This is a genomic window from Pseudomonas sp. FG86, assembly GCF_057808775.1.
The window spans coordinates 1-23,906 of the sequence record NZ_JBMDIS010000062.1; the positions used below are offsets into that span (position 1 = coordinate 1).

The 23,906-nt window shown below is 60.8% G+C and carries 21 protein-coding genes; 10 read left to right on the forward strand and 11 right to left on the reverse strand.

The genetic code is table 11. From position 1 onward, the window contains the following. Positions 1 to 200: 200 nt before the first annotated feature. The 4 genes from ACODSV_RS26995 to ACODSV_RS27010 all read right to left on the reverse strand — a co-directional run bounded on the left by ACODSV_RS26995 (position 201) and on the right by ACODSV_RS27010 (position 5,635). A complete protein-coding gene (locus ACODSV_RS26995) occupies positions 201 to 3,047 on the reverse strand; it encodes a valine--tRNA ligase (RefSeq protein ID WP_150095553.1) in 2,847 nt (948 codons plus the stop codon). Between the two features lie 213 nt (positions 3,048 to 3,260). Then, on the reverse strand, positions 3,261 to 3,656 hold the full coding sequence (locus tag ACODSV_RS27000; protein WP_024073616.1) for a hypothetical protein: 396 nt from the start codon (positions 3,654 to 3,656) through the stop codon (positions 3,261 to 3,263). Positions 3,657 to 3,663: 7 nt separating this feature from the next. Further along, positions 3,664 to 4,092: a DNA polymerase III subunit chi gene (locus tag ACODSV_RS27005; RefSeq protein ID WP_024073617.1), complete on the reverse strand. Its 429-nt coding sequence runs from the start codon at positions 4,090 to 4,092 to the stop codon at positions 3,664 to 3,666. A 52-nt stretch (positions 4,093 to 4,144) separates the two neighbouring features. Further along, positions 4,145 to 5,635, reverse strand: coding sequence for a leucyl aminopeptidase (locus ACODSV_RS27010; protein WP_150095387.1), 1,491 nt, complete (start codon positions 5,633 to 5,635; stop codon positions 4,145 to 4,147). A gap of 284 nt (positions 5,636 to 5,919) precedes the next feature. On the opposite strand from ACODSV_RS27010, the gene lptF reads away from it, so the two are divergent. The 10 genes from lptF (at position 5,920) to tadA (ending at position 16,372) form a co-directional block, all read left to right on the forward strand. Beyond that, the gene (lptF, locus tag ACODSV_RS27015) at positions 5,920 to 7,038 is read left to right on the forward strand and encodes an LPS export ABC transporter permease LptF (RefSeq protein WP_150056172.1); all 1,119 of its coding nucleotides are present in this window, start codon (positions 5,920 to 5,922) and stop codon (positions 7,036 to 7,038) included. After that, on the forward strand, positions 7,031 to 8,110 hold the full coding sequence (lptG, locus tag ACODSV_RS27020; protein WP_150056173.1) for an LPS export ABC transporter permease LptG: 1,080 nt from the start codon (positions 7,031 to 7,033) through the stop codon (positions 8,108 to 8,110). The genes lptF and lptG overlap by 8 nt, the downstream gene beginning before the upstream one ends. Before the next feature lie 151 nt (positions 8,111 to 8,261). Then, entirely contained in the window at positions 8,262 to 10,061 is a 1,800-nt protein-coding gene (gene lepA, locus ACODSV_RS27025) for a translation elongation factor 4 (protein ID WP_017526267.1), read from the forward strand. Positions 10,062 to 10,066: 5 nt separating this feature from the next. After that, positions 10,067 to 10,921 (forward strand): signal peptidase I, encoded by an 855-nt coding sequence (gene lepB / locus ACODSV_RS27030; protein ID WP_024073621.1) that lies wholly within the window; start codon positions 10,067 to 10,069, stop codon positions 10,919 to 10,921. Between the two features lie 146 nt (positions 10,922 to 11,067). Next, entirely contained in the window at positions 11,068 to 11,757 is a 690-nt protein-coding gene (gene rnc, locus ACODSV_RS27035) for a ribonuclease III (RefSeq protein WP_024073622.1), read from the forward strand. Continuing rightward, complete coding sequence (gene era / locus ACODSV_RS27040) at positions 11,750 to 12,652, forward strand: GTPase Era (RefSeq protein ID WP_024073623.1); 903 nt, start codon at positions 11,750 to 11,752, stop codon at positions 12,650 to 12,652. Before rnc ends, era begins: the two co-directional genes overlap by 8 nt. 163 nt (positions 12,653 to 12,815) lie before the next feature. Next, positions 12,816 to 13,505, forward strand: a complete 690-nt coding sequence (gene recO, locus ACODSV_RS27045) for a DNA repair protein RecO (RefSeq protein ID WP_024073624.1) — start codon at positions 12,816 to 12,818, stop codon at positions 13,503 to 13,505. Positions 13,506 to 13,556: 51 nt separating this feature from the next. Continuing rightward, positions 13,557 to 14,300 carry a pyridoxine 5'-phosphate synthase gene (gene pdxJ / locus ACODSV_RS27050; protein WP_150056583.1) on the forward strand — a complete coding sequence of 248 codons (744 nt, stop codon included), beginning with the start codon at positions 13,557 to 13,559 and terminating at the stop codon, positions 14,298 to 14,300. 192 nt (positions 14,301 to 14,492) lie between these two features. Then, the gene (locus ACODSV_RS27055; RefSeq protein ID WP_041161105.1) at positions 14,493 to 15,875 is read left to right on the forward strand and encodes a multicopper oxidase family protein; all 1,383 of its coding nucleotides are present in this window, start codon (positions 14,493 to 14,495) and stop codon (positions 15,873 to 15,875) included. Next, the gene (gene tadA / locus ACODSV_RS27060; protein WP_024073627.1) at positions 15,875 to 16,372 is read left to right on the forward strand and encodes a tRNA adenosine(34) deaminase TadA; all 498 of its coding nucleotides are present in this window, start codon (positions 15,875 to 15,877) and stop codon (positions 16,370 to 16,372) included. The genes ACODSV_RS27055 and tadA overlap by 1 nt, the downstream gene beginning before the upstream one ends. Positions 16,373 to 16,512: 140 nt before the next feature. Here the strand turns inward: tadA and cmoB are convergent, their stop codons facing one another. From cmoB to ACODSV_RS27095, 7 genes are all read right to left on the reverse strand, one after another. Then, the gene (gene cmoB, locus ACODSV_RS27065; protein WP_150055121.1) at positions 16,513 to 17,469 is read right to left on the reverse strand and encodes a tRNA 5-methoxyuridine(34)/uridine 5-oxyacetic acid(34) synthase CmoB; all 957 of its coding nucleotides are present in this window, start codon (positions 17,467 to 17,469) and stop codon (positions 16,513 to 16,515) included. After that, positions 17,466 to 18,209 carry a carboxy-S-adenosyl-L-methionine synthase CmoA gene (gene cmoA / locus ACODSV_RS27070; RefSeq protein WP_150055120.1) on the reverse strand — a complete coding sequence of 248 codons (744 nt, stop codon included), beginning with the start codon at positions 18,207 to 18,209 and terminating at the stop codon, positions 17,466 to 17,468. Before cmoA ends, cmoB begins: the two co-directional genes overlap by 4 nt. A 131-nt stretch (positions 18,210 to 18,340) precedes the next feature. Beyond that, a complete protein-coding gene (locus ACODSV_RS27075; protein WP_150055119.1) occupies positions 18,341 to 18,982 on the reverse strand; it encodes a lysoplasmalogenase in 642 nt (213 codons plus the stop codon). Position 18,983: 1 nt separating this feature from the next. After that, complete coding sequence (locus ACODSV_RS27080) at positions 18,984 to 19,373, reverse strand: protease inhibitor I42 family protein (protein WP_024073631.1); 390 nt, start codon at positions 19,371 to 19,373, stop codon at positions 18,984 to 18,986. 141 nt (positions 19,374 to 19,514) lie between these two features. Next, the gene (locus ACODSV_RS27085; RefSeq protein WP_150055118.1) at positions 19,515 to 19,976 is read right to left on the reverse strand and encodes a hypothetical protein; all 462 of its coding nucleotides are present in this window, start codon (positions 19,974 to 19,976) and stop codon (positions 19,515 to 19,517) included. Positions 19,977 to 20,179: 203 nt separating this feature from the next. Further along, on the reverse strand, positions 20,180 to 22,600 hold the full coding sequence (lon, locus tag ACODSV_RS27090; protein ID WP_024073632.1) for an endopeptidase La: 2,421 nt from the start codon (positions 22,598 to 22,600) through the stop codon (positions 20,180 to 20,182). Positions 22,601 to 22,755: 155 nt separating this feature from the next. Next, positions 22,756 to 23,745 carry a GntR family transcriptional regulator gene (locus ACODSV_RS27095; protein ID WP_150055116.1) on the reverse strand — a complete coding sequence of 330 codons (990 nt, stop codon included), beginning with the start codon at positions 23,743 to 23,745 and terminating at the stop codon, positions 22,756 to 22,758. Positions 23,746 to 23,906 lie beyond the last annotated feature (161 nt).

Consider the following 23,906-nt stretch of genomic DNA (forward strand, 5'->3'; position numbering starts at 1 on the left):
GTGGCCTTATTGGGGCCGCTTCGCAGCCCAACGCGGGGCAAGCCCGCTCGCCACAGGTTGCTGTTTGCTCGCTCTATCTCTTAACTGACTGGCATTAGGGTAAGCCCCCTCTAGCATTGCCTGTATTGTCAGCCAGGGATTGGGTCGTTCCAGGCAAAAAAAAGAGACCCGAAGGTCTCTTTCTCCACGGGAATCAAGCCTTAGAGGCTGGAAATCCGCGCATGTTGCTCCGCCAATTTGCCCAGGGCCTGTTCGGCCTCGGCCAGCTTGGCGCGCTCTTTCTCGATCACTTCAGCCGGGGCCTTGTCGACGAACGCCGCGTTGGACAGCTTGCCGCCCACCCGCTGCACTTCGCCTTGCAGTCGTGCGATTTCCTTGTCGAGACGGGCCAGTTCCGCGCCCTTGTCGATCAGGCCGGCCATCGGCACCAGCACTTCCATGTCGCCGACCAGCGCGGTGGCGGACAACGGCGCTTCTGTACCTTCAGCCAATACGGTGATCGACTCCAGCTTCGCCAGCTTCTTGAGCAGCGCATCGTTTTCGCTGAGGCGACGCTGGTCTTCGGCACTGGCGTTCTTCACGAACACCGCCAGTGGCTTGCCCGGCCCGATGTTCATCTCGGCGCGGATGTTGCGCGTGCCGAGCATCAAGGTCTTGAGCCATTCGATATCGCTTTCGGCAGCCTCATCGATGCGCGCTTCATTGGCCACTGGCCAAGGTTGCAGCATGATGGTCTTGCCTTGGATACCGGCCAGCGGCGCGAGTCGCTGCCAGATTTCTTCGGTGATGAACGGCATGAACGGATGTGCCAGGCGCAGCGCCACTTCCAGCACGCGTACCAGGGTGCGGCGGGTACCGCGCTGGCGTTCGATCGGTGCATTCTCGTCCCACAGTACCGGCTTGGACAGTTCCAGGTACCAGTCGCAATACTGGTTCCAGATGAACTCGTACAAGGCCTGGGCAGCCAGGTCGAAACGGAACTGGTCGAGCTGGCGGGTCACTTCGGCTTCGGTGCGTTGCAACTGCGAGATGATCCAGCGGTCGGCCAGGCTCAGTTCGACGGCTTCGCCGTTCTGACCGCAGTCTTCGCCTTTATCCAGCACGTAGCGCGCGGCGTTCCAGATCTTGTTGCAGAAGTTGCGATAGCCTTCGACGCGGCCCATGTCGAACTTGATGTCGCGGCCGGTGGACGCCAGTGAGCAGAAAGTGAAGCGCAGGGCGTCGGTGCCGTAGCTGGCAATGCCGTCGGCGAATTCGTCGCGGGTCTGTTTCTCGATCTTCTTCGCCAGTTTTGGCTGCATGAGGCCCGAGGTGCGTTTCTGTACCAGGGTTTCCAGGTCAATGCCGTCGATGATGTCCAGCGGGTCGAGGACGTTGCCCTTGGACTTGGACATCTTCTGGCCCTGGCCATCGCGCACCAGGCCGTGGACGTACACGGTCTTGAACGGTACCTGCGGGGTGCCGTCTTCGTTCTTGACCAGGTGCATGGTCAGCATGATCATCCGGGCAACCCAGAAGAAAATGATGTCGAAACCGGTGACCAGCACGTCGGTGGAGTGGAATTTCTTCAGGAATTCGGTCTGTTGCGGCCAGCCCAGGGTGGAGAACGTCCACAGGCCGGAGCTGAACCAGGTGTCCAGTACGTCGTTGTCCTGTTGCAGCGCAACGTCCGCGCCCAGGTTGTGCTTGGCGCGTACTTCGGCTTCGTCGCGGCCGACATAGACCTTGCCTGACTCGTCGTACCAGGCCGGAATGCGGTGGCCCCACCACAGTTGGCGGCTGATGCACCAATCCTGGATGTCACGCATCCAAGAGAAGTACATGTTTTCGTATTGCTTGGGCACGAACTGGATACGGCCGTCTTCCACGGCGGCAATCGCCGGCTCGGCCAGCGGTTTGGTGGACACGTACCACTGGTCGGTCAGCCACGGCTCGATCACGGTGCCGGAGCGGTCGCCCTTCGGCACTTTCAGGGCGTGGTCGTCAACGCTGACCAGCAGGCCGGCGGCGTCGAACGCGGCGACGATCTGCTTGCGCGCTTCAAAACGGTCGAGGCCGGCGTATTCAGCCGGGATCTTGCCGTCGATGCTGTCGTTCAGCGTGCCGTCCAGGTTGAACACCTGGCAGGCTGGCAATACGGCGGCGTTCTTGTCGAAGATGTTCAGCAGCGGCAGGTTGTGGCGCTTGCCGACTTCGTAGTCGTTGAAATCGTGGGCCGGGGTGATTTTCACGCAGCCGGTGCCGAACTCCGGGTCGCAGTAATCGTCGGCGATAATCGGGATGCGGCGGCCGACCAATGGCAGTTCGACGAATTTGCCGATCAGCGCCTGGTAGCGCTCGTCGTTCGGGTTCACCGCGACGGCGGCGTCGCCGAGCATGGTTTCCGGACGGGTGGTGGCGACGATCAGGTAGTCGTTGCCTTCAGCGGTCTTGGCACCGTCGGCCAGCGGGTACTTGAGGTTCCACAGGAAGCCTTTCTCGTCGTGGTTTTCCACTTCGAGGTCGGAGATCGCCGTGTGCAACTTGGTGTCCCAGTTGACCAGGCGCTTGCCACGGTAGATCAGGCCGTCTTCATGCAGGCGCACGAAGGCTTCTTTCACGGCTTCCGACAGCCCGTCGTCCATGGTGAAGCGCTCGCGGCTCCAGTCGACGGACGAACCCAGGCGACGGATCTGGCGGCTGATATTGCCACCGGACTGGTCTTTCCACTCCCAGATTTTTTCCAGGAATTTCTCGCGGCCCAGGTCGTGACGGCTCTGGCCGGTGGCTTCGAGTTGGCGTTCCACCAACATCTGGGTGGCGATACCGGCGTGGTCGGTACCCGGTTGCCACAGGGTGTTGCGGCCCTGCATGCGGCGGAAACGGATCAACGCATCCATGATCGCATTGTTGAAGCCATGGCCCATGTGCAGGCTGCCAGTGACGTTCGGTGGCGGAATCATTATGGTGTAGGACTCGCCCGCGCCTTGCGGAGCGAAATAATTCTCGGACTCCCAGGTCTGGTACCAGGAAGTTTCAATAGCGTGCGGCTGGTAGGTCTTATCCATGCGCGGCGGGACCCTAGTTGGCATTAATTCAGGAAAGCCGGCAAGTATAACGAGGGATAAGGCGCAGGGCGAGGCGAAGACAGGCTTAAGGCGCATGCGATCAAGTGCGGGAGGGGGCTTGCTCCCGATGGGGGCGTGTCAGTCGCTGCATGTATTGATTGACCCAGCGCTATCGGGAAGCAAGCCCCCTCCCACAGGGGGGATGCGTAGGGCTCAGGACTGGTATTGGCTGAGCAACCGCTCCATCCGCGCATCCAGCCGGCGCTTGATCTCGGTTTCGATGTGCGGGGCGAAGTCGTCGATCACGTCCTGCATGATCAGTTGCGCGGCGGCGCGCAGTTCGTTGTCCAGGTGCAACAGCAGGGCATCAGGCGCCTTTTCGGTCGCTGGCGCAGCGGGCGCGGTCTCTACCACGGGGGCTACGGCGACAGGTTCCGCAGCGGCAGGATTGCCCCCGACCATGTCGAACAGCAGCGGAATCTGGGGCTCGCCGCTGACGGTCTCGGTTAACAGCGGCGGTTGGAGGTTGTCATCACCCAGCAACTGACGGATCGACTCCAGGTCGTCCAGCAGGTGGTCATCTTTTTTTAGAGGGTTGGGAGTGTCCATCATGTGCTCAAAGTCGTTGTAGCCGGTGATCTTGCAGAGGATAGCCCTGTTCGCGATAGAAACGGAAACTCTCACGCGCGGCCTGACGAATAGCCGGGTCTTCCACCACCACTTCCGCCACGCGGGCGAATGCCTTGGCAAAAACCGGTACTTTCAGGTCGAGGTTGACCAGCAGGTCATGGTGGTCGCCGCAGCTGTCCCCCAAACCCAGGACGACCTGGCCTTCGGGTTCTGATTCGGCGGGACCATGGGGCACGAAGCTCTCGCCCTTGAAGCGCCACAGGCGGGCGTCCAGTTCGTCGCGTTGGCCGGCATCGCTGCAATGCAGGTAGATGCGGTGGCCCATGCGCCAGGCTTTTTCGGTGAGCTTGCAGGCAAAGTCCAGGCGCGCGAGCGGATCGGCGCTGGGCAATATATAGAAGTCAACTTGGGTCATTGCGGTTCCTGGAGCCCGAGGCGGCTATTGCGCCGCCCCGAGGTCACGGTTTTCAGGCCTTGGCGCGATCCAGCAGGTATTGGGTCAGCAGCGGCACCGGACGGCCGGTGGCGCCCTTGTCCTTGCCGCCGCTGGTCCAGGCGGTGCCGGCGATGTCCAGGTGCGCCCAGTTGAAGTTCTTGGCGAAGCGCGACAGGAAGCAGGCCGCGGTGATGGTGCCGGCTTTCGGCCCGCCGATGTTGGCGATGTCGGCGAACGGGCTGTCCAGTTGTTCCTGGTATTCATCGAACAGCGGCAATTGCCAGGCGCGGTCGTCGGCGGCCTTGCCGGCGCTGAGCAGTTGCTCGATCAACTCGTCGTTGTTACCCAGCAGACCCGAAGTATGGGAGCCCAGGGCAACGATGCAGGCACCGGTCAGGGTGGCGATGTCGATCACCGCCTGTGGCTTGAAGCGCTCGGCGTAGGTCAGGGCATCGCACAGCACCAGGCGGCCTTCGGCGTCGGTGTTGAGGATTTCCACGGTCTGGCCGCTGAGGGTGGTGACGATATCGCCCGGACGGCTGGCACCGCCGCTCGGCATGTTCTCGGCGCAGGCCAGGATGCACACCAGGTTGATCGGCAGCTTGAGTTCGAGCACGGCGCGCAGGGTGCCGAACACGCTGGCGGCGCCGCCCATGTCGTACTTCATCTCGTCCATACCCAGGCCCGGCTTGAGGCTGATACCGCCGGTGTCGAAGGTGATGCCTTTACCTACCAGGGCATAAGGCTTCTCGGACTTCTTGCCGCCGTTGTATTGCATCACGATCAGGCGGGGTGGCTGGTCGCTGCCCTGGCCCACGGCATAGAACGAGCCCATGCCCAGTTCCTTGATCTTCTTCTCATCCAGGACTTCGACTTTCAGGCTCTTGAACTCTTTGCCCAATGCCTTGGCCTGTTCGCCCAGGTAAGTCGGGTGGCAGATGTTCGGCGGCAGGTTGCCCAGGTCGCGGGTGAACGACATGCCGTTGGCGATGGCCTGGGCATGGCTCACGGCGCGTTCGACTTCAGCCTGGGCGGCCTTGATGGTCAGCAGGGTGATTTTCTTCAGGGCACGGGGTTCGGCTTTCTGGCTCTTGAACTGCTCGAAGCTGTAGCTGCCGTCCACCAGGCTTTCGGCCAGCAGGCGGGTCTTGCCGTAGCTGTCGCGGCCCTTGACGATGATTTCATCGAGTGCCAGGGTCGCATCGCTGCCGCCCAGGCCCTTGAGGGTGTTGAGGATGCCGCTGATGATCTTGCGGAACGGGCGGTCGCCGAGCTCAGCGTCCTTGCCCACGCCGACCAGTAATACGCGGTCGGCCTTGAGGTTGGGCAGGCTTTGCAGCAGCAGGCTCTGGCCGACTTTGCCGGCCAGGTCGCCGCGCTTGAGCACGGCGCTGATGGCGCCCCCGCTCAGTTCGTCGAGTTGTTTGGCGGCGACGCCGAGCTTGCGGCCTTCGCCGATGGCGACCACGAGGGTGGCGGTTTTCAACGTTTCGGGGCTAACGCTTTTTACAACCAATTCCATTTTTCGGGTCCCTTATAAAGGTCGGTGAGCCTGGCGTGTGTACCCAGGCTTTAAAGCTTGGCGGCCAGTAGACCGCCAGCGACAAAGGCCGCAGTTTGAACCTCGCCGGCGGAGCCTGACAACCCTTGCAGCGCGCTTTGTGCATGCGTATGAGCAAGCTCCGTGACAGGCGTGGTCAATCACAGGATAATGCGCCATCTTTTTAGCCGGCCTGCATCAAACGGGCCGACTCGGTAAGCTTGCTTGTTTGGCCGCCTTAGCCTGACAACCCTGGAGTGTCTGGTTTGATCGTCTTCCGTTATCTGTCCCGCGAAGTCCTGTTGACCCTGAGTGCCGTGAGTGCGGTGTTGCTGGTCATCATCATGAGTGGTCGTTTCGTCAAATACCTGGCCCAGGCTGCCTCCGGCGCCCTCGACCCAGGCTCGCTGTTCCTGATCATGGGCTTTCGCCTGCCGGGCTTTTTGCAACTGATCCTGCCCCTGGGCCTGTTTCTCGGCATCCTGCTGGCCTATGGCCGTCTGTACCTTGAAAGCGAAATGACCGTGCTCTCGGCCACCGGCATGAGCCAGCAACGCCTGCTGGGCATGACCATGATCCCTGCTGCCGGTGTCGCCCTGATCGTGGCCTGGTTGAGCCTGAGCCTGGCTCCCCAGGGCGCCATGCAATTCCAGTTGGTGTTGAACAAGCAGGACGCCATGACCGAGTTCGACACCCTCGAACCGGGCCGTTTCCAGGCGCTCAATGACGGTTCCCGGGTGACCTACACCGAGACGCTGAGCGACAACCGCGCCAACCTCGGCGGCGTGTTCATTTCAGAGAAGCGCCTGGGGCAGGACAAGAAAGACCGTGGCATTTCGGTATTGGTCGCCGATTCGGGCCGCCAGGAAGTGCGTCCCGACGGCAGCCGCTACCTGATCCTGGAAAACGGCTATCGCTATGATGGCAGCCCGGGGCAGGCTGATTACCGTGCCATCAAGTACGACACCTATGGCGTGATGCTCGCCCGTCCGGATGTCAGCGACGAGGTCACCGATCGCGATGCCATTCCTACGCAGGAATTGCTCGGCAGCAAGGAGTTGCGCTCCATCGCCGAGCTGCAATGGCGCATTTCCCTGCCGCTGCTGGTGTTTATCGTGACCCTGATGGCCGTGCCGCTGTCTCGCGTCAACCCGCGCCAGGGCCGCTTCCTCAAGCTGTTGCCGGCGATCCTGCTGTACATGGCTTACCTGACCATCCTGATTTCCGCCCGTGGCTCCCTGGAGAAAGGCAATCTGTCGCCGATCCTGGGCCTGTGGTGGGTACACGGCATGTTCCTGATGATCGGCCTGGGGTTGCTCTATTGGGAACCCATACGCCTGAAAATGAAGAGCCGTAGTGGCCAGAAGGAGTTGGCTCGTGGCTAAGCTCGATCGCTACATTGGTAGCAGCGTACTGATCGCCATCCTGGCGGTATTGGGCATCATTCTGGGCTTGGCGTCGTTGTTCGCCTTCATCGATGAAGTGGGCAACGTCAGCGACACCTACACCGTGTGGGACGTGCTGAGCTACGTGGCCCTTACCGCGCCCCGTCGCCTCTACGACATGATGCCCATGGCCGCGCTGATCGGTTGCCTGATTGGCCTGGGCAGCCTGGCCAGCAACAGCGAGCTGACCATCATGCGCGCCGCCGGGGTTTCCATCGGCCGTATCGTCTGGGCGGTGATGAAGCCCATGCTGCTGCTGATGCTCTGCAGCGTGCTGATCGGCGAATACGTGGCGCCACCGGCCGAAACCACCGCCCAGGCCAATCGCGCCCTGGCCCAGGGGTCGGGGGATGCGCAAAGCTCCAAGCACGGCCTGTGGCACCGCCAGGGGAATGAGTTCATCCACATCAACGCCGTGCAGCCAGGTGGGCTGCTGATCGGGGTGACGCGATACACCTTCGACAAGGAACGCCACATCCTGTCGTCCAGCTTTGCCAAGCGCGCCCAGTTCGCCAATGAACAATGGCAACTGACCGACGTCACCACTACCTATTTCCGCAATGTCGGCCAGGGCACCAAGGCCACCACGGAAGTGATCAATGTGCCGTCCGAACAGTGGGACATCGCCCTGAAGCCGGAACTGCTCAATACCGTGGTGATGATCCCGGAAAGCCTGCCGATCTCCGGGCTGTGGGGCTATATCCACTACCTCAAGGACCAGGGCCTGAACAATGGCCGTTACTGGCTGGCATTTTGGGTCAAGGTGTTGCAGCCAGTGGTCACCGCTGCGCTGGTACTGATGGCGATTTCGTTCATCTTCGGTCCATTGCGCTCCGTAACCCTGGGCCAGCGGGTGTTTACGGGTGTGCTGGTGGGCTTCACCTTCCGCATCGCCCAGGATTTGCTCGGCCCTTCCAGCCTGGTGTTCGGTTTCTCGCCGCTGTTTGCGGTGCTGGTGCCGACCGCCATTTGCGCCCTGGCCGGGTTCTGGCTGTTGCGGCGCGCCGGTTGATGCTGCGCTTATGAACAAAAAATGCCCCGTTCGCAAGACCGGGGCATTTTTGTTCTGGTCAGCAAAGATGACGTTTGGCCTGAGCTTCAGGTACAATTCCCGGCTATTTTTCAGCGGGCAATCTGCCTGCAGCCTTTTTGAGTGTTGATCCGTGAGTGATTTGAGTCATATCCGCAATTTCTCCATCATCGCCCACATTGACCATGGTAAGTCGACGCTGGCCGATCGATTCATCCAGATGTGCGGCGGCCTTGCCGAGCGTGAAATGGAAGCCCAGGTTCTGGACTCCATGGACCTCGAACGCGAGCGCGGGATCACCATCAAGGCCCACAGCGTTACCCTGTACTACACCGCCCGAGACGGCATCAAGTACCAGCTGAACTTCATTGACACCCCAGGCCACGTTGACTTCACCTACGAAGTCAGCCGGTCCCTGGCGGCCTGCGAAGGCGCGTTGCTGGTGGTGGACGCGGGGCAGGGCGTGGAAGCCCAGTCCGTGGCCAACTGCTATACCGCCATCGAGCAGGGCCTGGAGGTCATGCCGGTGCTGAACAAGATCGACCTGCCCCAGGCCGATCCGGACCGCGTGAAGGAAGAAATCGAAAAAATCATCGGCATTGACGCCACCGACGCCGTCGAGTGCAGCGCCAAGACCGGCCTGGGCGTCGACGAAGTGCTCGAGCGCCTGGTCAAGACCATCCCCGCGCCGACCGGCAATATCGAAGATCCGCTGCAAGCGTTGATCATCGACTCCTGGTTCGACAACTACCTGGGGGTTGTCTCCCTGGTACGCGTGCGCCACGGCCGTGTGAAGAAGGGCGACAAGATCCTGGTCAAGTCCACCGGCAAGATCCACCTGGTGGACAGCGTCGGTGTATTCAACCCCAAGCACACCGCCACCGTTGATCTGAAAGCCGGCGAAGTGGGCTTCATCATCGCCGGTATCAAGGACATTCATGGTGCCCCAGTGGGTGACACCCTGACCTTGAGCTCCACCCCTGACGTCGACGTGCTGCCAGGCTTCAAGCGCATCCAGCCGCAAGTCTACGCGGGCCTGTTCCCGGTCAGCTCCGACGACTTCGAGGACTTCCGCGAAGCCCTGCAGAAGCTGACCCTCAACGATTCGTCGTTGCAGTACACCCCGGAAAGCTCCGACGCCCTGGGTTTCGGCTTCCGTTGCGGCTTCCTCGGCATGCTGCACATGGAGATCATCCAGGAGCGCCTCGAACGCGAATACGACCTGGACCTGATCACCACCGCGCCAACCGTTATTTTTGAGTTGCTGCTGAAAAACGGTGAAACGATTTACGTCGACAACCCGTCCAAGCTTCCAGACCTGTCTTCGATCGAAGACATGCGCGAACCGATCGTGCGCGCCAATATTCTTGTGCCGCAGGAACACCTGGGCAACGTCATTACCCTGTGTATTGAAAAGCGTGGTGTACAGCACGACATGCTGTTCCTCGGTACCCAGGTACAAGTGACCTACGATTTGCCGATGAACGAAGTGGTCCTGGACTTCTTCGACCGTCTCAAATCCACCAGTCGCGGCTATGCTTCGCTGGATTACCATTTCGATCGTTACCAATCGGCTAATCTGGTGAAACTGGATGTGCTGATCAACGGCGACAAGGTCGATGCCCTGGCACTGATCGTGCACAAGGACAACGCGCACTACAAAGGTCGGCAGTTGACCGAGAAGATGAAAGAACTGATTCCGCGCCAGATGTTCGACGTCGCGATCCAGGCCGCCATTGGCGGGCAGATCATTGCGCGGACTTCCGTCAAGGCACTCAGAAAGAACGTACTGGCCAAATGCTACGGTGGCGACGTCAGCCGTAAGCGCAAGCTGCTTGAGAAGCAAAAGGCCGGTAAAAAACGCATGAAGCAAGTGGGTAACGTGGAAATTCCACAAGAAGCCTTCCTTGCGGTGCTCAGGTTGGATAGTTAGGTCCTATGTCGCTAAATTTCCCGCTGTTGCTGGTCATCGCCGTTGCCGTTTGCGGTCTCCTGGCGTTGCTCGATCTGGTGTTCTTCGCCCCGCGTCGGCGGGCGGCTATCGCGTCCTATCAGGGCAGCGTCAGCCAGCCCGATGTCGTGGTGCTCGAGAAGCTGAACAAAGAACCGTTGCTGGTTGAATACGGCAAATCGTTCTTCCCGGTGCTGTTCATCGTGCTGGTGTTGCGCTCGTTCCTGGTGGAGCCGTTTCAGATCCCTTCGGGGTCGATGAAACCGACCCTGGACGTGGGTGACTTCATCCTGGTCAACAAGTTTTCCTACGGGATTCGCTTGCCGGTGATCGACAAGAAGGTCATCGAGATCGGTGACCCGCAGCGCGGCGACGTGATGGTGTTCCGCTACCCAAGCGATCCGAACGTCAACTACATCAAGCGTGTCGTGGGCCTGCCGGGTGACGTGATTCGCTACACCAGCGACAAGCGCCTGTTCGTCAATGGCGAGTCGGTGGCGGAGAAATTGATCGGCACCGAGCCGAATACCTTGGGCAGCGCCGAGCTGTACCGGGAAAAGCTCGGTACGGTAGAGCACGAAATCCGCAAGGAAATGAGCCGCTACCGCGCAATGCCTGATGGCGAGTGGAAAGTGCCTGCCGGGCACTACTTCATGATGGGCGACAACCGCGACAACTCCAATGACAGCCGCTACTGGGATGACCCTACTATTCCCAAGGATCTGCTGGGCATGGTTCCCGACCAGAATATCGTCGGCAAGGCCTTCGCGGTCTGGATGAGTTGGCCGGAACCCAAGCTCAGCCACCTGCCGAACTTCTCGCGGGTCGGGCTGATCAAGTAAGACAGGCGGCGCTGTGATCACAGCGCCGAATGCTTTTCTGGGGCTTGGACATTTCCGGCCTCATGCAGCATCAACCAGGATTTGAATTTGAACACTGCGTCAATCGTCGATGGCCGCCGGTGCCACCAAACAGATATGGGTAAACCGTGAGCGTTTCTTTAAGTCGTCTCGAGCGTCTGCTCGGCTACACCTTCAAGGATCAGGAATTGATGGTCCTTGCCCTCACACACCGCAGCTTTGCAGGGCGTAATAACGAACGCCTGGAATTCCTCGGTGATGCCATCCTCAATTTCGTCGCCGGTGAAGCCCTGTTCGAGCGCTTCCCCCAAGCCCGTGAAGGCCAGCTGTCGCGCCTGCGCGCGCGCCTGGTTAAAGGCGAGACCCTGGCCGTGCTGGCCCGTGGTTTCGGCCTTGGCGAGTACCTGCGCCTGGGGTCCGGTGAGTTGAAGAGCGGCGGTTTCCGTCGTGAGTCGATCCTGGCCGACGCCCTTGAGGCGTTGATCGGTGCGATCTACCTGGATGCTGGCATGGAAGCGGCCAAGGAGCGGGTGACGGCCTGGCTGACGTCGGAAATCGAAAGCCTGACCCTGGTCGACACCAACAAAGATCCCAAGACCCGCCTGCAGGAATTCCTGCAGTCCCGCGGGTGCGAACTGCCACGTTACGAAGTGGTGGATATCCAAGGTGAGCCCCATTGCCGCGTGTTCTTCGTGGAATGTGAAATCACCTTACTGAATGAAAAAAGCCGAGGTCAGGGTGTGAGCCGTCGTATTGCCGAACAGGTAGCGGCCGCCGCAGCACTGATTGCCCTGGGCGTGGAGAATGGCCATGACTGATTCAACCGCAACACGCTGTGGCTATGTTGCCATCGTCGGCCGCCCCAACGTGGGCAAGTCCACGCTGCTGAACCACATCCTCGGCCAGAAGCTCGCGATCACCTCGCGCAAGCCGCAGACCACTCGCCACAACATGCTGGGCATCAAGACCGAAGGCGCCGTGCAGGCGGTCTACGTCGACACTCCAGGTATGCACAAAGGCGGCGAGAAGGCCCTGAACCGCTACATGAACAAGACCGCCTCGGCCGCGTTGAAAGACGTCGACGTGGTGATCTTCGTGGTCGACCGCACCAAGTGGACCGACGAAGACCAGATGGTCCTCGAACGCGTGCAGTACGTCACCGGCCCATTGATCGTCGCGCTGAACAAGACCGACCGTATCGAAGACAAATCCGAACTGATGCCGCACCTGACCTGGCTGCAGGAACAGCTGCCCAATGCCCAGATCATGCCGATCTCGGCCCAGCACGGGCATAACCTCGAAGCCCTGGAACGCGTGATCGCCGGCTACCTGCCGGAGAACGAGCACTTCTTCCCGGAAGACCAGATCACCGACCGCAGCAGCCGTTTCCTCGCCGCTGAACTGGTGCGCGAGAAAATCATGCGCCAAATGGGCGCAGAGCTGCCGTACCAGATCACCGTTGAAATCGAAGAGTTCAAGCAGCAGGGCAAGACCTTGCATATCCATGCGCTGATCCTCGTCGAGCGTGACGGCCAGAAGAAAATCATCATTGGCGACAAGGGCGAGCGCATCAAGCGTATCGGTACCGAAGCGCGCAAGGACATGGAATTGCTGTTCGATTCCAAGATCATGCTCAACCTGTGGGTGAAGGTGAAGGGTGGTTGGTCCGATGATGAGCGCGCATTGCGCTCCCTGGGTTACGGCGACCTGTAAGGTCTTGAGTACACCGCAGGACTGAAAGTGTGGGAGGGGGCTTGCCCCCGATAGCGGTGGGTCAGTTGATAGATAAGTGACTGAACCACCGCCATCGGGGGCAGGCCCCCTCCCACATTGGGTTTATGTTGTTTTCAAGATTGCCGTCAGCCGTGAGAACCCCATGTCCTCAACCCCACCTCCCAGCCAACTCGCCTACGTCCTGCACAGCCGCGCCTACCGTGAGACCAGCGCCCTGGTGGACTTCCTCACGCCTCAAGGTCGCCTGCGTGCGGTATTGCGTAGCGCACGGGGCAAGGCGGGCACATTGGCACGGCCCTTCGTGGCGTTGGACGTGGAGTTTCGTGGCAAGGGCGAGTTGAAAAACGTCGGCCGCCTGGAAAGCGTCGGCACTTCAGCCTGGCTCAATGGCGATGCACTGTTCAGCGGCCTCTACCTCAATGAACTGCTGATCCGCCTGCTGCCTGCCGAAGACCCGCACCCGGCGGTCTTCGATCACTATGCTGCCACCTTGCTGGCCCTGGCCGAGGGTCGCCCCCTGGAGCCATTGCTGCGGGCATTCGAATGGCGCCTGCTCGATGACCTGGGCTACGGTTTCGAGTTGAACAACGACCTGCATGGCGAGCCCATCGCCGCCGACGGCATGTACCGCCTGCAAGTCGATGCTGGCCTGGAGCGCGTGTATCTGTTGCAACCGGGCCTGTTCCAGGGCACCGAACTGCTGGCCATGAGCGAAGCCGACTGGAGCGCCCCCGGCGCCTTGTCCGCCGCCAAGCGCCTGATGCGCCAGGCCCTCGCGGTCCACCTGGGTGGACGGCCGTTGGTCAGTCGCGAGTTGTTTCGAAAGCCCTGACATCCCCGTGTATGCTGTGCACCGTTTCTTTCCCTTTTCAGGAGCGCTTCCGTGACCACCAGCAATCGCATTCTTCTTGGCGTCAACATCGACCACGTCGCTACCCTGCGCCAGGCCCGGGGCACCCGTTACCCTGACCCGGTCAAGGCCGCGCTGGACGCCGAAGAAGCGGGCGCCGACGGCATCACCGTGCACCTGCGCGAAGACCGCCGTCACATCCAGGAGCGCGACGTGTTGCTGCTCAAGGACGTGCTGCAAACCCGCATGAACTTCGAAATGGGCGTCACCGAGGAAATGATGGCGTTCGCCGAACGCATCCGCCCGGCTCACATCTGCCTGGTACCGGAAACCCGCCAGGAACTGACCACCGAAGGCGGCCTCGACGTGGCCGGCCAGGAAGCGCGGATCAAGGCCGCCGTGGAGCGCCTGTCGAAGATCGGCAGCGAAGTGTCATTGTTCATCGACGCCGATGAGCGCCAGATCGAAGCTTCCCGCCGGGTCGGCGCGCCGGCCATTGAATTGCACACTGGCCGTTACGCCGACGCCACCACACCGAGCGAAGTGGCGGATGAACTGCAGCGCATCATTGACGGTGTGAACTGCGGCCTCACTGAAGGCCTGATCGTCAACGCCGGCCATGGCCTGCACTACCACAACGTCGAAGCCGTGGCCGCGATCAAGGGCATCAACGAGCTGAACATCGGCCATGCGCTGGTGGCCCACGCGTTGTTCGTCGGTTTCAAAGGCGCCGTCGCCGAGATGAAAGCCCTGATCCTGGCGGCTGCCAAGCACTAAAAACAGCGAAGATCCAATGTGGGAGGGGGCTTGCCCCCGATGGCGGTGTATCAGTCAGCAAATCTGTACCTGACCCACCGCTATCGGGGGCAAGCCCCCTCCCACATGAGAAGTCTTACTGTTTAGCCTTCGCAGGTGTATCGTATCTGCCCTTTGCAGGCCCTGCGCCTGCGGCAGATACGTGAGGTTGTTGTGTCCCGATCCTTTTCCCGTCGACAAATCCTGGGTGGTCTTGCAGGCCTGGCCGTAGTGGGCGTCGGTGCCGGTGGCGCCTACCGCTACTGGCTGGGGAAGGTCGCCGAAGCCGAAGCAGGGCACGATTACGAACTGATCGCCGCGCCGCTCGATGTGGAACTGGTGCCGGGGCACAAAACCCAAGCCTGGGCCTTCGGCCCGTCAGCACCGGGTACTGAACTGCGTGTGCGTCAGGGTGAGTGGCTGCGAGTGCGCTTTATCAACCACCTGCCGGTCGCCACCACCATCCACTGGCACGGCATTCGCCTGCCGCTGGAAATGGACGGCGTACCCTACGTCTCGCAATTGCCGGTGCTGCCCGGCGAGTACTTCGACTACAAGTTCCGTGTGCCGGACGCCGGCAGCTACTGGTACCACCCCCATGTGAACAGCAGCGAAGAGCTCGGCCGTGGCCTGGTCGGCCCGCTGATCATTGAAGAGCGCGAACCCACGGGTTTCAAGCACGAGCGCACCCTCAGCCTGAAAAGCTGGCACGTGGACGAAGAGGGCGCGTTTGTCGCCTTCAGCATTCCACGCGAGGCGGCGCGGGGCGGTACGGCGGGGCGCCTGTCGACCATCAATGGCGTGTCCCAGGCGGTGATCGACTTGCCGGCCGGGCAGATCACCCGCGTGCGTTTGCTCAATCTCGACAACACCCTGACCTACCGCATCAACATCCCCGACGTCGAAGCGCAGATCTACGCGCTGGATGGCAACCCCATCGAGCCGCGCCCATTGGGCAAGGAATACTGGCTGGGCCCGGGCATGCGCATCTGCCTAGCGATCAAGGCACCGCCGGCGGGCGAGGAGCTGTCGATCCGTAACGGACCCGTACGCCTGGGCACTTTCCGCTCAGTCGCCAACACCGACGCGCCCACCGAGTGGCCACCGGCGTTGCCGGCCAACCCGATTGCCGAGCCCGACCTGGCCAATGCGGAGAAACTCAACTTCAATTTCGAGTGGGTCGGTTCGGTGTCGGTCAACGTCGACAACGGCAAGCCGCCGAGCCTGTGGCAAATCAACGGTCAGGCCTGGGACATCACCGACAAGACCTGCGCCGACCGCCCGATTGCCAAGCTGGAAAAGGGCAAGAGCTACATTTTCGAATTGAAGAACATGACCCAGTACCAGCACCCGATCCACTTGCACGGCATGAGTTTCAAGGTCATCGCCTCGAACCGCCACAAGGTGATCCCGTATTTCACCGACACCTACCTGCTGGGCAAGAACGAACGCGCCCGCGTGGCGTTGGTGGCGGATAACCCGGGGGTGTGGATGTTCCATTGCCACGTGATCGACCACATGGAAACCGGCCTGATGGCCGCGATCGAGGTGGTGTGATGCGCCAGTTTCGCCCCACGGCGATCATCGACCGCAGCCGCGACCAGGACTTCATGCGCGAAGCCCTAGCGCTGGCCGCCCAAGGCGCGGCGCTGGGCGAAGTGCCGGTGGGCGCGGTGCTGGTGCAAGACGGTGAAATCATCGGCCGCGGTTTCAACTGCCCGATCAGCGGCAACGATCCCAGCGCCCATGCCGAAATGGTCGCCATCCGCGCCGCCGCCCAGGCCGTGAGCAACTATCGCCTGCCCGGCAGCACGCTGTATGTGACGCTGGAGCCGTGCAGCATGTGCGCTGGCCTGATCGTGCATTCACGGATTGCGCGGGTGGTGTACGGCGCGCTGGAGCCCAAGGCGGGAATTGTGCAGAGCCAGGGGCAGTTTTTTACCCAGGGGTTTCTGAATCATCGGGTGTTGTTTGAAGGCGGCGTGCTGGCCGAGGAATGCGGCACGGTGTTGAGCGAGTTCTTCAAAGCCCGTCGGGCCAAGCCCCAAATCTAACCAACACTGAAAATCCAATGTGGGAGGGGGCTTGCCCCCGATAGCAGTGGGTCAGCCAACACATCTATCGCTGATACACCGCTATCGGGGGCAAGCCCCCTCCCACATTTGGATCTCTGTTGTTTCAGGAAGATCAGCGGTTACTTCTTGGCGATGATCACCGCCCGCATCGGTGCCGGTAGCCCTTCAATCGTCTTACTGTGATCTTCCGGATCGAGGAAGTCGCTGAGGGACTGATACTTCATCCACTCCGTCCCGCGCTGTTCCTCCACCGTGGTCACACTCACATCCACACACCTCACGTCGCTGAACCCAGCACGGCGCAACCACAGCATCAGCGCCGGCACCGACGGCAGGAACCACACGTTACGCATCTGCGCATAACGGTCTTCCGGTACCAGCACCTGTTGTTGATCGCCTTCCACCACCAAGGTTTCCAGGACCAGTTCACCGCCCTTGACCAAGGTGTCCTTCAGCGCCAGCAGGTGTTCTATCGGCGAGCGACGGTGATAGAAAACCCCCATGGAAAACACCGTGTCGAAGCCTTCCAGGTTCGCCGGCAGGTCTTCAAACGGGAATGGCAGGTGCCAGGCCTTGGGTTCAGACAGGTAACGCTGTACGGCTTGGAACTGGCAGAAGAACAGCCAGTTCGGGTCGACGCCGATCACGCTGTCGGCTCCTGCGCCGAGCATGCGCCACATGTAGTAACCGTTGCCGCAGCCCACATCGAGGATGCGCTTGCCTTTCAGGTCCAAGTGGGGCGCTACGCGCGACCACTTCCAGTCCGAGCGCCATTCGGTGTCCACATGCACACCGAACAGATGAAACGGGCCTTTGCGCCACGGGCTCAGGCCCATCAGCGCGGTGTGCATTTGCGCGCGGGTGGCGTCGTCGCAGGCGGTGTCCAACACCAGGCCATTGAGCAGGTCGACCTCGCTGGGCTGGATCTTCGGCAGTGCATCCAGTGCACTCTGCCAGCGCTCCAGGTCGCCATGGCCCTTTTCCATCTTGCTATCGAGCTGCGCTTGCAGGCCCTGGGCCCAGACAGCCAAGGGAGTGCCGACCAGATGGCGGGCGAGGGGGGACAAATCAATCATGGCAAGGCAATCAACGAGGCAAAGTTAAGACACTGGAACCACGGCACGACTTTCGAAAACCCGGCCGCCAGCAGGCGTTCCCGGTGTTCTTCAAGGCTGTCGGGCTTCATGACGTTTTCGATGGCGCTGCGCTTCTGGGCGATTTCCAGTTCGCTGTAGCCGTTGGCGCGTTTGAACGCGATATGCAGGTCGGTGAGCAGTGCGTGCTCTTCAGGATCATTGAAACGCAGCTTTTCCGAGAGGATCAACGCACCGCCCGGCAGCAGCGCCTGGCGGATGCGTCCGAGCAACGCCAGGCGCTGTTCGGGGACGATAAATTGCAGGGTGAAGTTCAGTGCCACCACCGAGGCGGGTTGGAATTGCAACCCGAGGATATCGCCCTCGATCACCTCCACCGGCAGCAGCTCCTGGAACATCGAGTCCTGGCCATTGAGGTATTCGCGGCAACGCTCGACCATCGCCGCCGAATTATCCACCGCGATCACCCGGCAACCGTCTGTGCGCACATGGCGACGCAGGGCCTGGGTCACCGCGCCCAGCGAAGAACCCAGGTCGTAGAGCACGCTGTTGGGCTGGGCAAACTGCGCCGCGAGTACACCGAGGTTTTCGACGATGGTTGGGTAACCGGGCACCGAACGCTTGATCATGTCCGGGAACACCCGCACCACGTCCTCGTTAAAGGCGAAGTCCGGCACCTGGGGCAGGGGTTGGGCGAATAGGCGATCGGGTTCTTTGCTCACGGTTGTTCCGGCGACGAGGGGGAAAGGCCGGCATTTTAGCCAACTTGCTCATCGGATGCGCGGGTTGTCTGATTTGTGGTGAGTGGGCTTGTCTCACCGCCCGCGTTGGGCTGCCCAGCAGCCTCAAACTATCAAGGCCACCGCTGTTTCTGGGTGAATGCTGATGCGGTTATGCCCCACTGTCCCAGCCAATAAGAAACGATCAACAAATAGGGCGCGGCTTCGAACGACACCACAAACCGATTGATACCGATCAATGTGTCGGAAAACACAAACGACGCGGCCCCAGCCGCCGCCAATGCGGCTGAACGCTTTGGCACCTCACTGCCCAATCGAGCCAGCGCTCGCCAGAGCATGGCGCTGATCACCAGCGCGTAAATCACCACCGGTATCAGTAAATCACCGAGGCCGTGGGCAATCAGAATGCTCAACAAGATCGCGCCCACAGCGAGTGCCAGTACCAGCGGCAGCAGTGCCAGGCGGCGGCAGTCGCTGAAATAGGCCTTGAGGTACGCCAGATGCGCCAACAGAAACGCGCCGAGGCCGAAGATAAAGAGATCGCCCGGCCATGCCAGCAGCACATCGCCGACCAGGGAAAAAATCAGCCCAAGGCTGATCCAGCGTCGGTAGTCGGTCGGCGGCGCATCATGTAACCACCCCAGCAGCGCCAGTACCGGCAATGGCTTGACCAGCAAGCAAAGCAGGGTGGCGTGGGTGCTTAGGCCATAGATAAAGGTACCGGCCCCCATCAGCGCAAGAATCAGCCATGGCATATCAGTTCACCGTGATGGCGCAGTCGAAGGTCTCGGCGGGTTCGGCTTCTGGTTCCCAGGGTTGCTGGGAGGTCAGGCGCAAACGGCCCTGGCCGGTGGCAAAGGCCTGGAAGCGCCAGGTGGACTGGCCGCCACCGCCGATCACGCCGGACTCTTTGCTGTTGTAGACCTCGGGGCTCAAGGCACGCAGCACGCCACCCGCCGAATCCTGGATTGCCCAGCGGTAGCCAGTAGTAGGGTTGCTCGGCAGGGTGAGGATCAGGTTTTGCCCAGGTTTAAGCTGGAGCGGGCAGGCGCTCTGTTCTTCCACGGTGACGTTTTGCTTGGGGGCACTGGCGCACGCGGCCAGCAGGGCAAGGCTCAAGGGGAGAAGCAGGCGGGCAGCAGTCATGGGGGCTCCGTTCATTCACGACGAAGGGCGAGCATAACCGAAGATGAGACAAGGTGTGACAGGTGAAGCCCGGGTGTTCTTGAGGTTGACCCACATCCGCAGTGGTAGCGGATACAGGTCGGTATCGCGGGATATGCAGTCTCAATGACCGACTAGCGTAACGGGGAGGTAGACACCGAAGCGGCCGCTGATCGTGATGTTGTGCCCTGTTCCAGTCACCGCCGAGAATTCGATTTCGCCATGATAATGTTCGTTGTCTTCACTGATCGCTAATACCAGTGACCCTTTCTCGGTGGTTGCTTTATAAAGAAAGAAATTTAAATCATCCCTTCGCATCTCATAGTAAGTGACTCGAATCACGGGGCCATTATTTTGTTCGTGAAATGTATAAGTGCCCGGCTGTATTTTTCTGTCGAGTAATATTTCTATTTGTCTTTCACTTTGCCTCGCCCCGCGCTGAGCGGTGGCCTTAATCAGGAATTTGTTTCCGTCTGTGATGTATTCCAAGTCGCGGGCACGGAAATCGCCTCGGTGTGAAACGGTTGCTTCAAAAAGGCCGGTGGTGTTGGTCGGGCTCAGTGGTGCTGAACGGACAGTAGCCATTATTCAATCCTTCAGTTAGTCGGTGGCATTAAAGTTCTAAATGATTGCCACCACTATGTGAGCACTTTCGAAGGGGGTGGGGTACTGTGACAAATGACAGTTTTTTAGTGCGTAACGCTATAAAAAAGGCTTGTTGATGACTTAAGGTGAAAGTGGCCAAGCATTGCGCTTGGCCATTTAGGTAGTTGATGAAGAGGGGGGCGTTAAAACAACACCTTCGCCACATCCGCAAAACGCTTGGCAAAGTGCACGGTCATCCCTTCCTTCAGATACTCCGGCAATTCCTCGAAACTGCCACGGTTCGGCTCCGGCAGGATCAGCTCGTGGATCTTCTGGCGCCGCGCCGCGATCACCTTCTCGCGCACCCCGCCAATCGGCAGCACATGCCCGGTCAGCGTCAGTTCACCGGTCATCGCCACGCCTTTTTTCGGCGGCTGGTTGCGCGCCAGCGACAGCAGCGCACTGGCCATGGTTACCCCAGCGCTTGGGCCGTCCTTCGGTGTGGCGCCTTCCGGCACGTGCAGGTGCACGAAGGCTTCGTCGAAGAATTTCGGGTCGCCACCAAACGACTTCAGGTTGGAGCTGATGTAGCTGTAGGCGATTTCGGCGGACTCCTTCATCACATCACCCAACTGCCCGGTGAGCTTGAAGCCGCGGTTCAGCGTGTGGATGCGCGTCGCCTCAATGGGCAGGGTCGCGCCGCCCATGCTGGTCCAGGCCAGGCCGGTGATCACGCCAGTGCCGGACAGCACTTGCTCGTTACGGAACACCGGCATGCCCAGGGAGGCCTCCAGGTCCTTGTTGCCGATCTTGATCACCGAGTTTGGCTCATCCAGCAGCTTGACCACGGCCTTGCGCACCAGTTTGCCCAGCTGTTTCTCCAACTGGCGCACGCCGGCCTCGCGGGCATAACCGTCGATCAAGGCGCGCAGGGCGCCGTCGCTGATGGACAGGCTGGTTTTCGCCACGCCGGCTTTTTCCAGCTGTTTGGGCCACAGGTGGCGCTTGGCGATGGCGACTTTTTCTTCGGTGATATAGCCCGACAGGCGAATCACTTCCATGCGGTCCAGCAACGGCCCGGGGATCGAGTCCAGGGTGTTGGCGGTACACACGAACAGCACTTTGGACAGGTCCAGGCGCAGGTCGAGGTAATGGTCGAGGAATTCGACGTTCTGCTCCGGGTCGAGGGTTTCCAGCAGCGCCGAGGCCGGGTCGCCCTGGAAGCTTTGGCCCATCTTGTCGATCTCGTCGAGCATGATCACCGGGTTCATCACTTCCACGTCTTTCAACGCCTGCACCAGCTTGCCCGGCAGGGCGCCGATGTAGGTGCGGCGATGGCCCTTGATCTCGGCCTCGTCGCGCATGCCGCCGACACTGAAGCGATAGAACGGCCGGCCCAGGGACTCGGCGATGGATTTACCCACGCTGGTCTTGCCCACGCCCGGCGGGCCCACCAGCAGCACGATGGAGCCGGAGACTTCGCCTTTGTAGGCGCCCACGGCGAGGAACTCGAGGATACGGCTCTTGATGTCATCCAGCCCCGCGTGGTGCTTGTCGAGCACCTTGCGCGCGTGTTTCAGGTCGAGCTTGTCCTCGCCGTACACGCCCCACGGCACCGAGGTGGCCCAATCCAGGTAGTTGCGTGTGACCGCGTACTCCGGTGAACCGGTTTCGAGGATCGACAGTTTGTTCAGTTCTTCATCAATGCGCTTTTGCGCCTGGGCCGGCAGCACCTTGCCTTCCAGCCGTTGCTCGAATTGTTCGACGTCCGCGCTGCGGTCGTCCTTGGTCAGCCCCAGTTCCTGCTGGATGACCTTGAGTTGTTCCTTGAGGAAGAACTCGCGCTGGTGCTCGCCGATCTTGCGGTTCACCTCGGCGGAGATTTCCTTTTGCAGGCGCGCGACTTCGACTTCCTTGCGCAACATCGGCAGCACTTTTTCCATGCGCTTGAGCATGGGCACGCAGTCCAGCACTTCCTGCAACTCGTTACCGGTGGCCGAGGTCAGCGCGGCGGCGAAGTCGGTCAGCGGCGACGGGTCGTTGGGGCTGAAGCGGTTGAGGTAGTTCTTCAACTCTTCGCTGTACAGCGGGTTGAGTGGCAACAGTTCCTTGATCGCATTGATCAGCGCCATGCCATAGGCCTTGACCTCATCGGTCGGCTCGGTGGGCTGGTGCGGGTATTCGACTTCCACCAGATACGGCGGGCGGTGGTGCTTGAGCCAGGTGCGAATCCTCACGCGGGTCAGGCCCTGGGCGACGAATTGCAACTTGCCGTTCTCACGGCTGGCGTGGTGCACCTTCACCAGGGTGCCGTACAGCGGCAGGGCGGAGGTGTCGAAGTGCCGTGGGTCTTCCGGCGGGGTGTCCATGAAGAACAGGGCCAGGGAGTGGTGATCGGATTTGCTCACCAGTTCCAGGGTTTCGGCCCACGGCTCTTCATTGACGATCACCGGCAGCACTTGCGCGGGGAAGAACGGCCGGTTGTGGATCGGGATGATGTAGACCTTGTCCGGCAGGTTTTGCCCAGGCAGCGCCAGGCCGGTGTTGGTCGAATGGGATTCAGCGTTTTCGGGGTCGGCGTAATCTTGGAGGTCGATATCCGGCAATTCTTGCTGGTCGCTCATGGGGCACCTGCATAAGTAAGTATGCAGGTTAGATGGGGCGGGTCAGTGGTGGTTTCAATGGCGGGGGCGAGATAGCAACATATTGCATGAAATTACTGCGGCGGCTTGGTCAATGGGAAGGGGCAAGCCCCCTCCCACATTAGGTTCGTGTTGAGTCAGCTGATTTTGTGCAGGTAGACGGGGAGTGGCTGTTCGGGAAGTACCGACAGCACCTTCAAGCGCTGCAACATCCGCTGCCGCGCCCGTTGCAAATGCTCACGCAGGTTCAACGCCGCCGCATCGAATGCGCCATGCAGCAGCAGCTCCAAAATCAAGCGATGTTCGGCGAGCATTGCCGGATCTGCGCCGATCCCCAGCAACCGATAGAAAATCCGGCTGATGATCATCGGGCTCTGGCCCTGGCGAATCAGCGCGGCGATCTTGCGGTTTTGCAGGCCGGCGAGGCAGCGCTGGTGCAGGTCCTCTTCGATCTGCTCGATAGCTTCCAGGCTGCATTGCGGGCTGTCCTGAGCGTCCAGCACGCGGTGCAACATGGCTTCGAGCACCTCGCGGTCGAGGTTGGGCGCGCTCTGGCGCAGGGCTTCGGGTTCCAGGCAGGCGCGCAGTTCGTAGTCTTCGGTGACTTCGCGGGCGGTCAGCGGCCCGGCCAGCCATTGCGAGTAGGGCTCTTTTTCCACCAGGCCACGGTCGCGCAGGCGCATCAGCGCTTCACGCACCACTGCGCGGCTGACGCCGTAGTGGTCGGCGGCGGCCTGTTCGTCCAGGCGGTAATGGCCGAAGGCGATGCAGGTGGAGAGTGCCGCGCCGATTTCCTCGACGATGCGCTCGCCCAGCGGCCGCGTGTCCACCAACTCATCGTCGCCGTTCAGGCCCAGGTGCGCATGGCTCAGGGGCAGGCGCAGCGGCTCCAGGTCCAGCCCCTCGGGGTTGATCAGGTAGCCTCGGCCATTGAAGCGGCAGATCAGCCCCTCGGCATGCAGCAGGTCCAGCGCCTTGCGCACGGGCACGCGGCTGGTGCCGAACAATTCGGCCAGCGGCGCTTCCAGCAGCACCAGGCCATGACGGGCGGTGCCATTGACAATTGCATCACGCAACACCTGGTGAATCATGGCGTACCGGGAGGCCGAGGCGGACACTGCTTTCATCGATTTCTCAAGGGCGTGTAGGACGATGGCCGGGGATTCTCTCATAGATGGGTCTGTCACTCTGCGCCACATCAAGGGCACTTTTTTGGGGCCTTGCCTGTAGGAATGTTACTTTTTGCACCAAAATGTACTTATTAATAAAATATACGTTATTGGGTTAA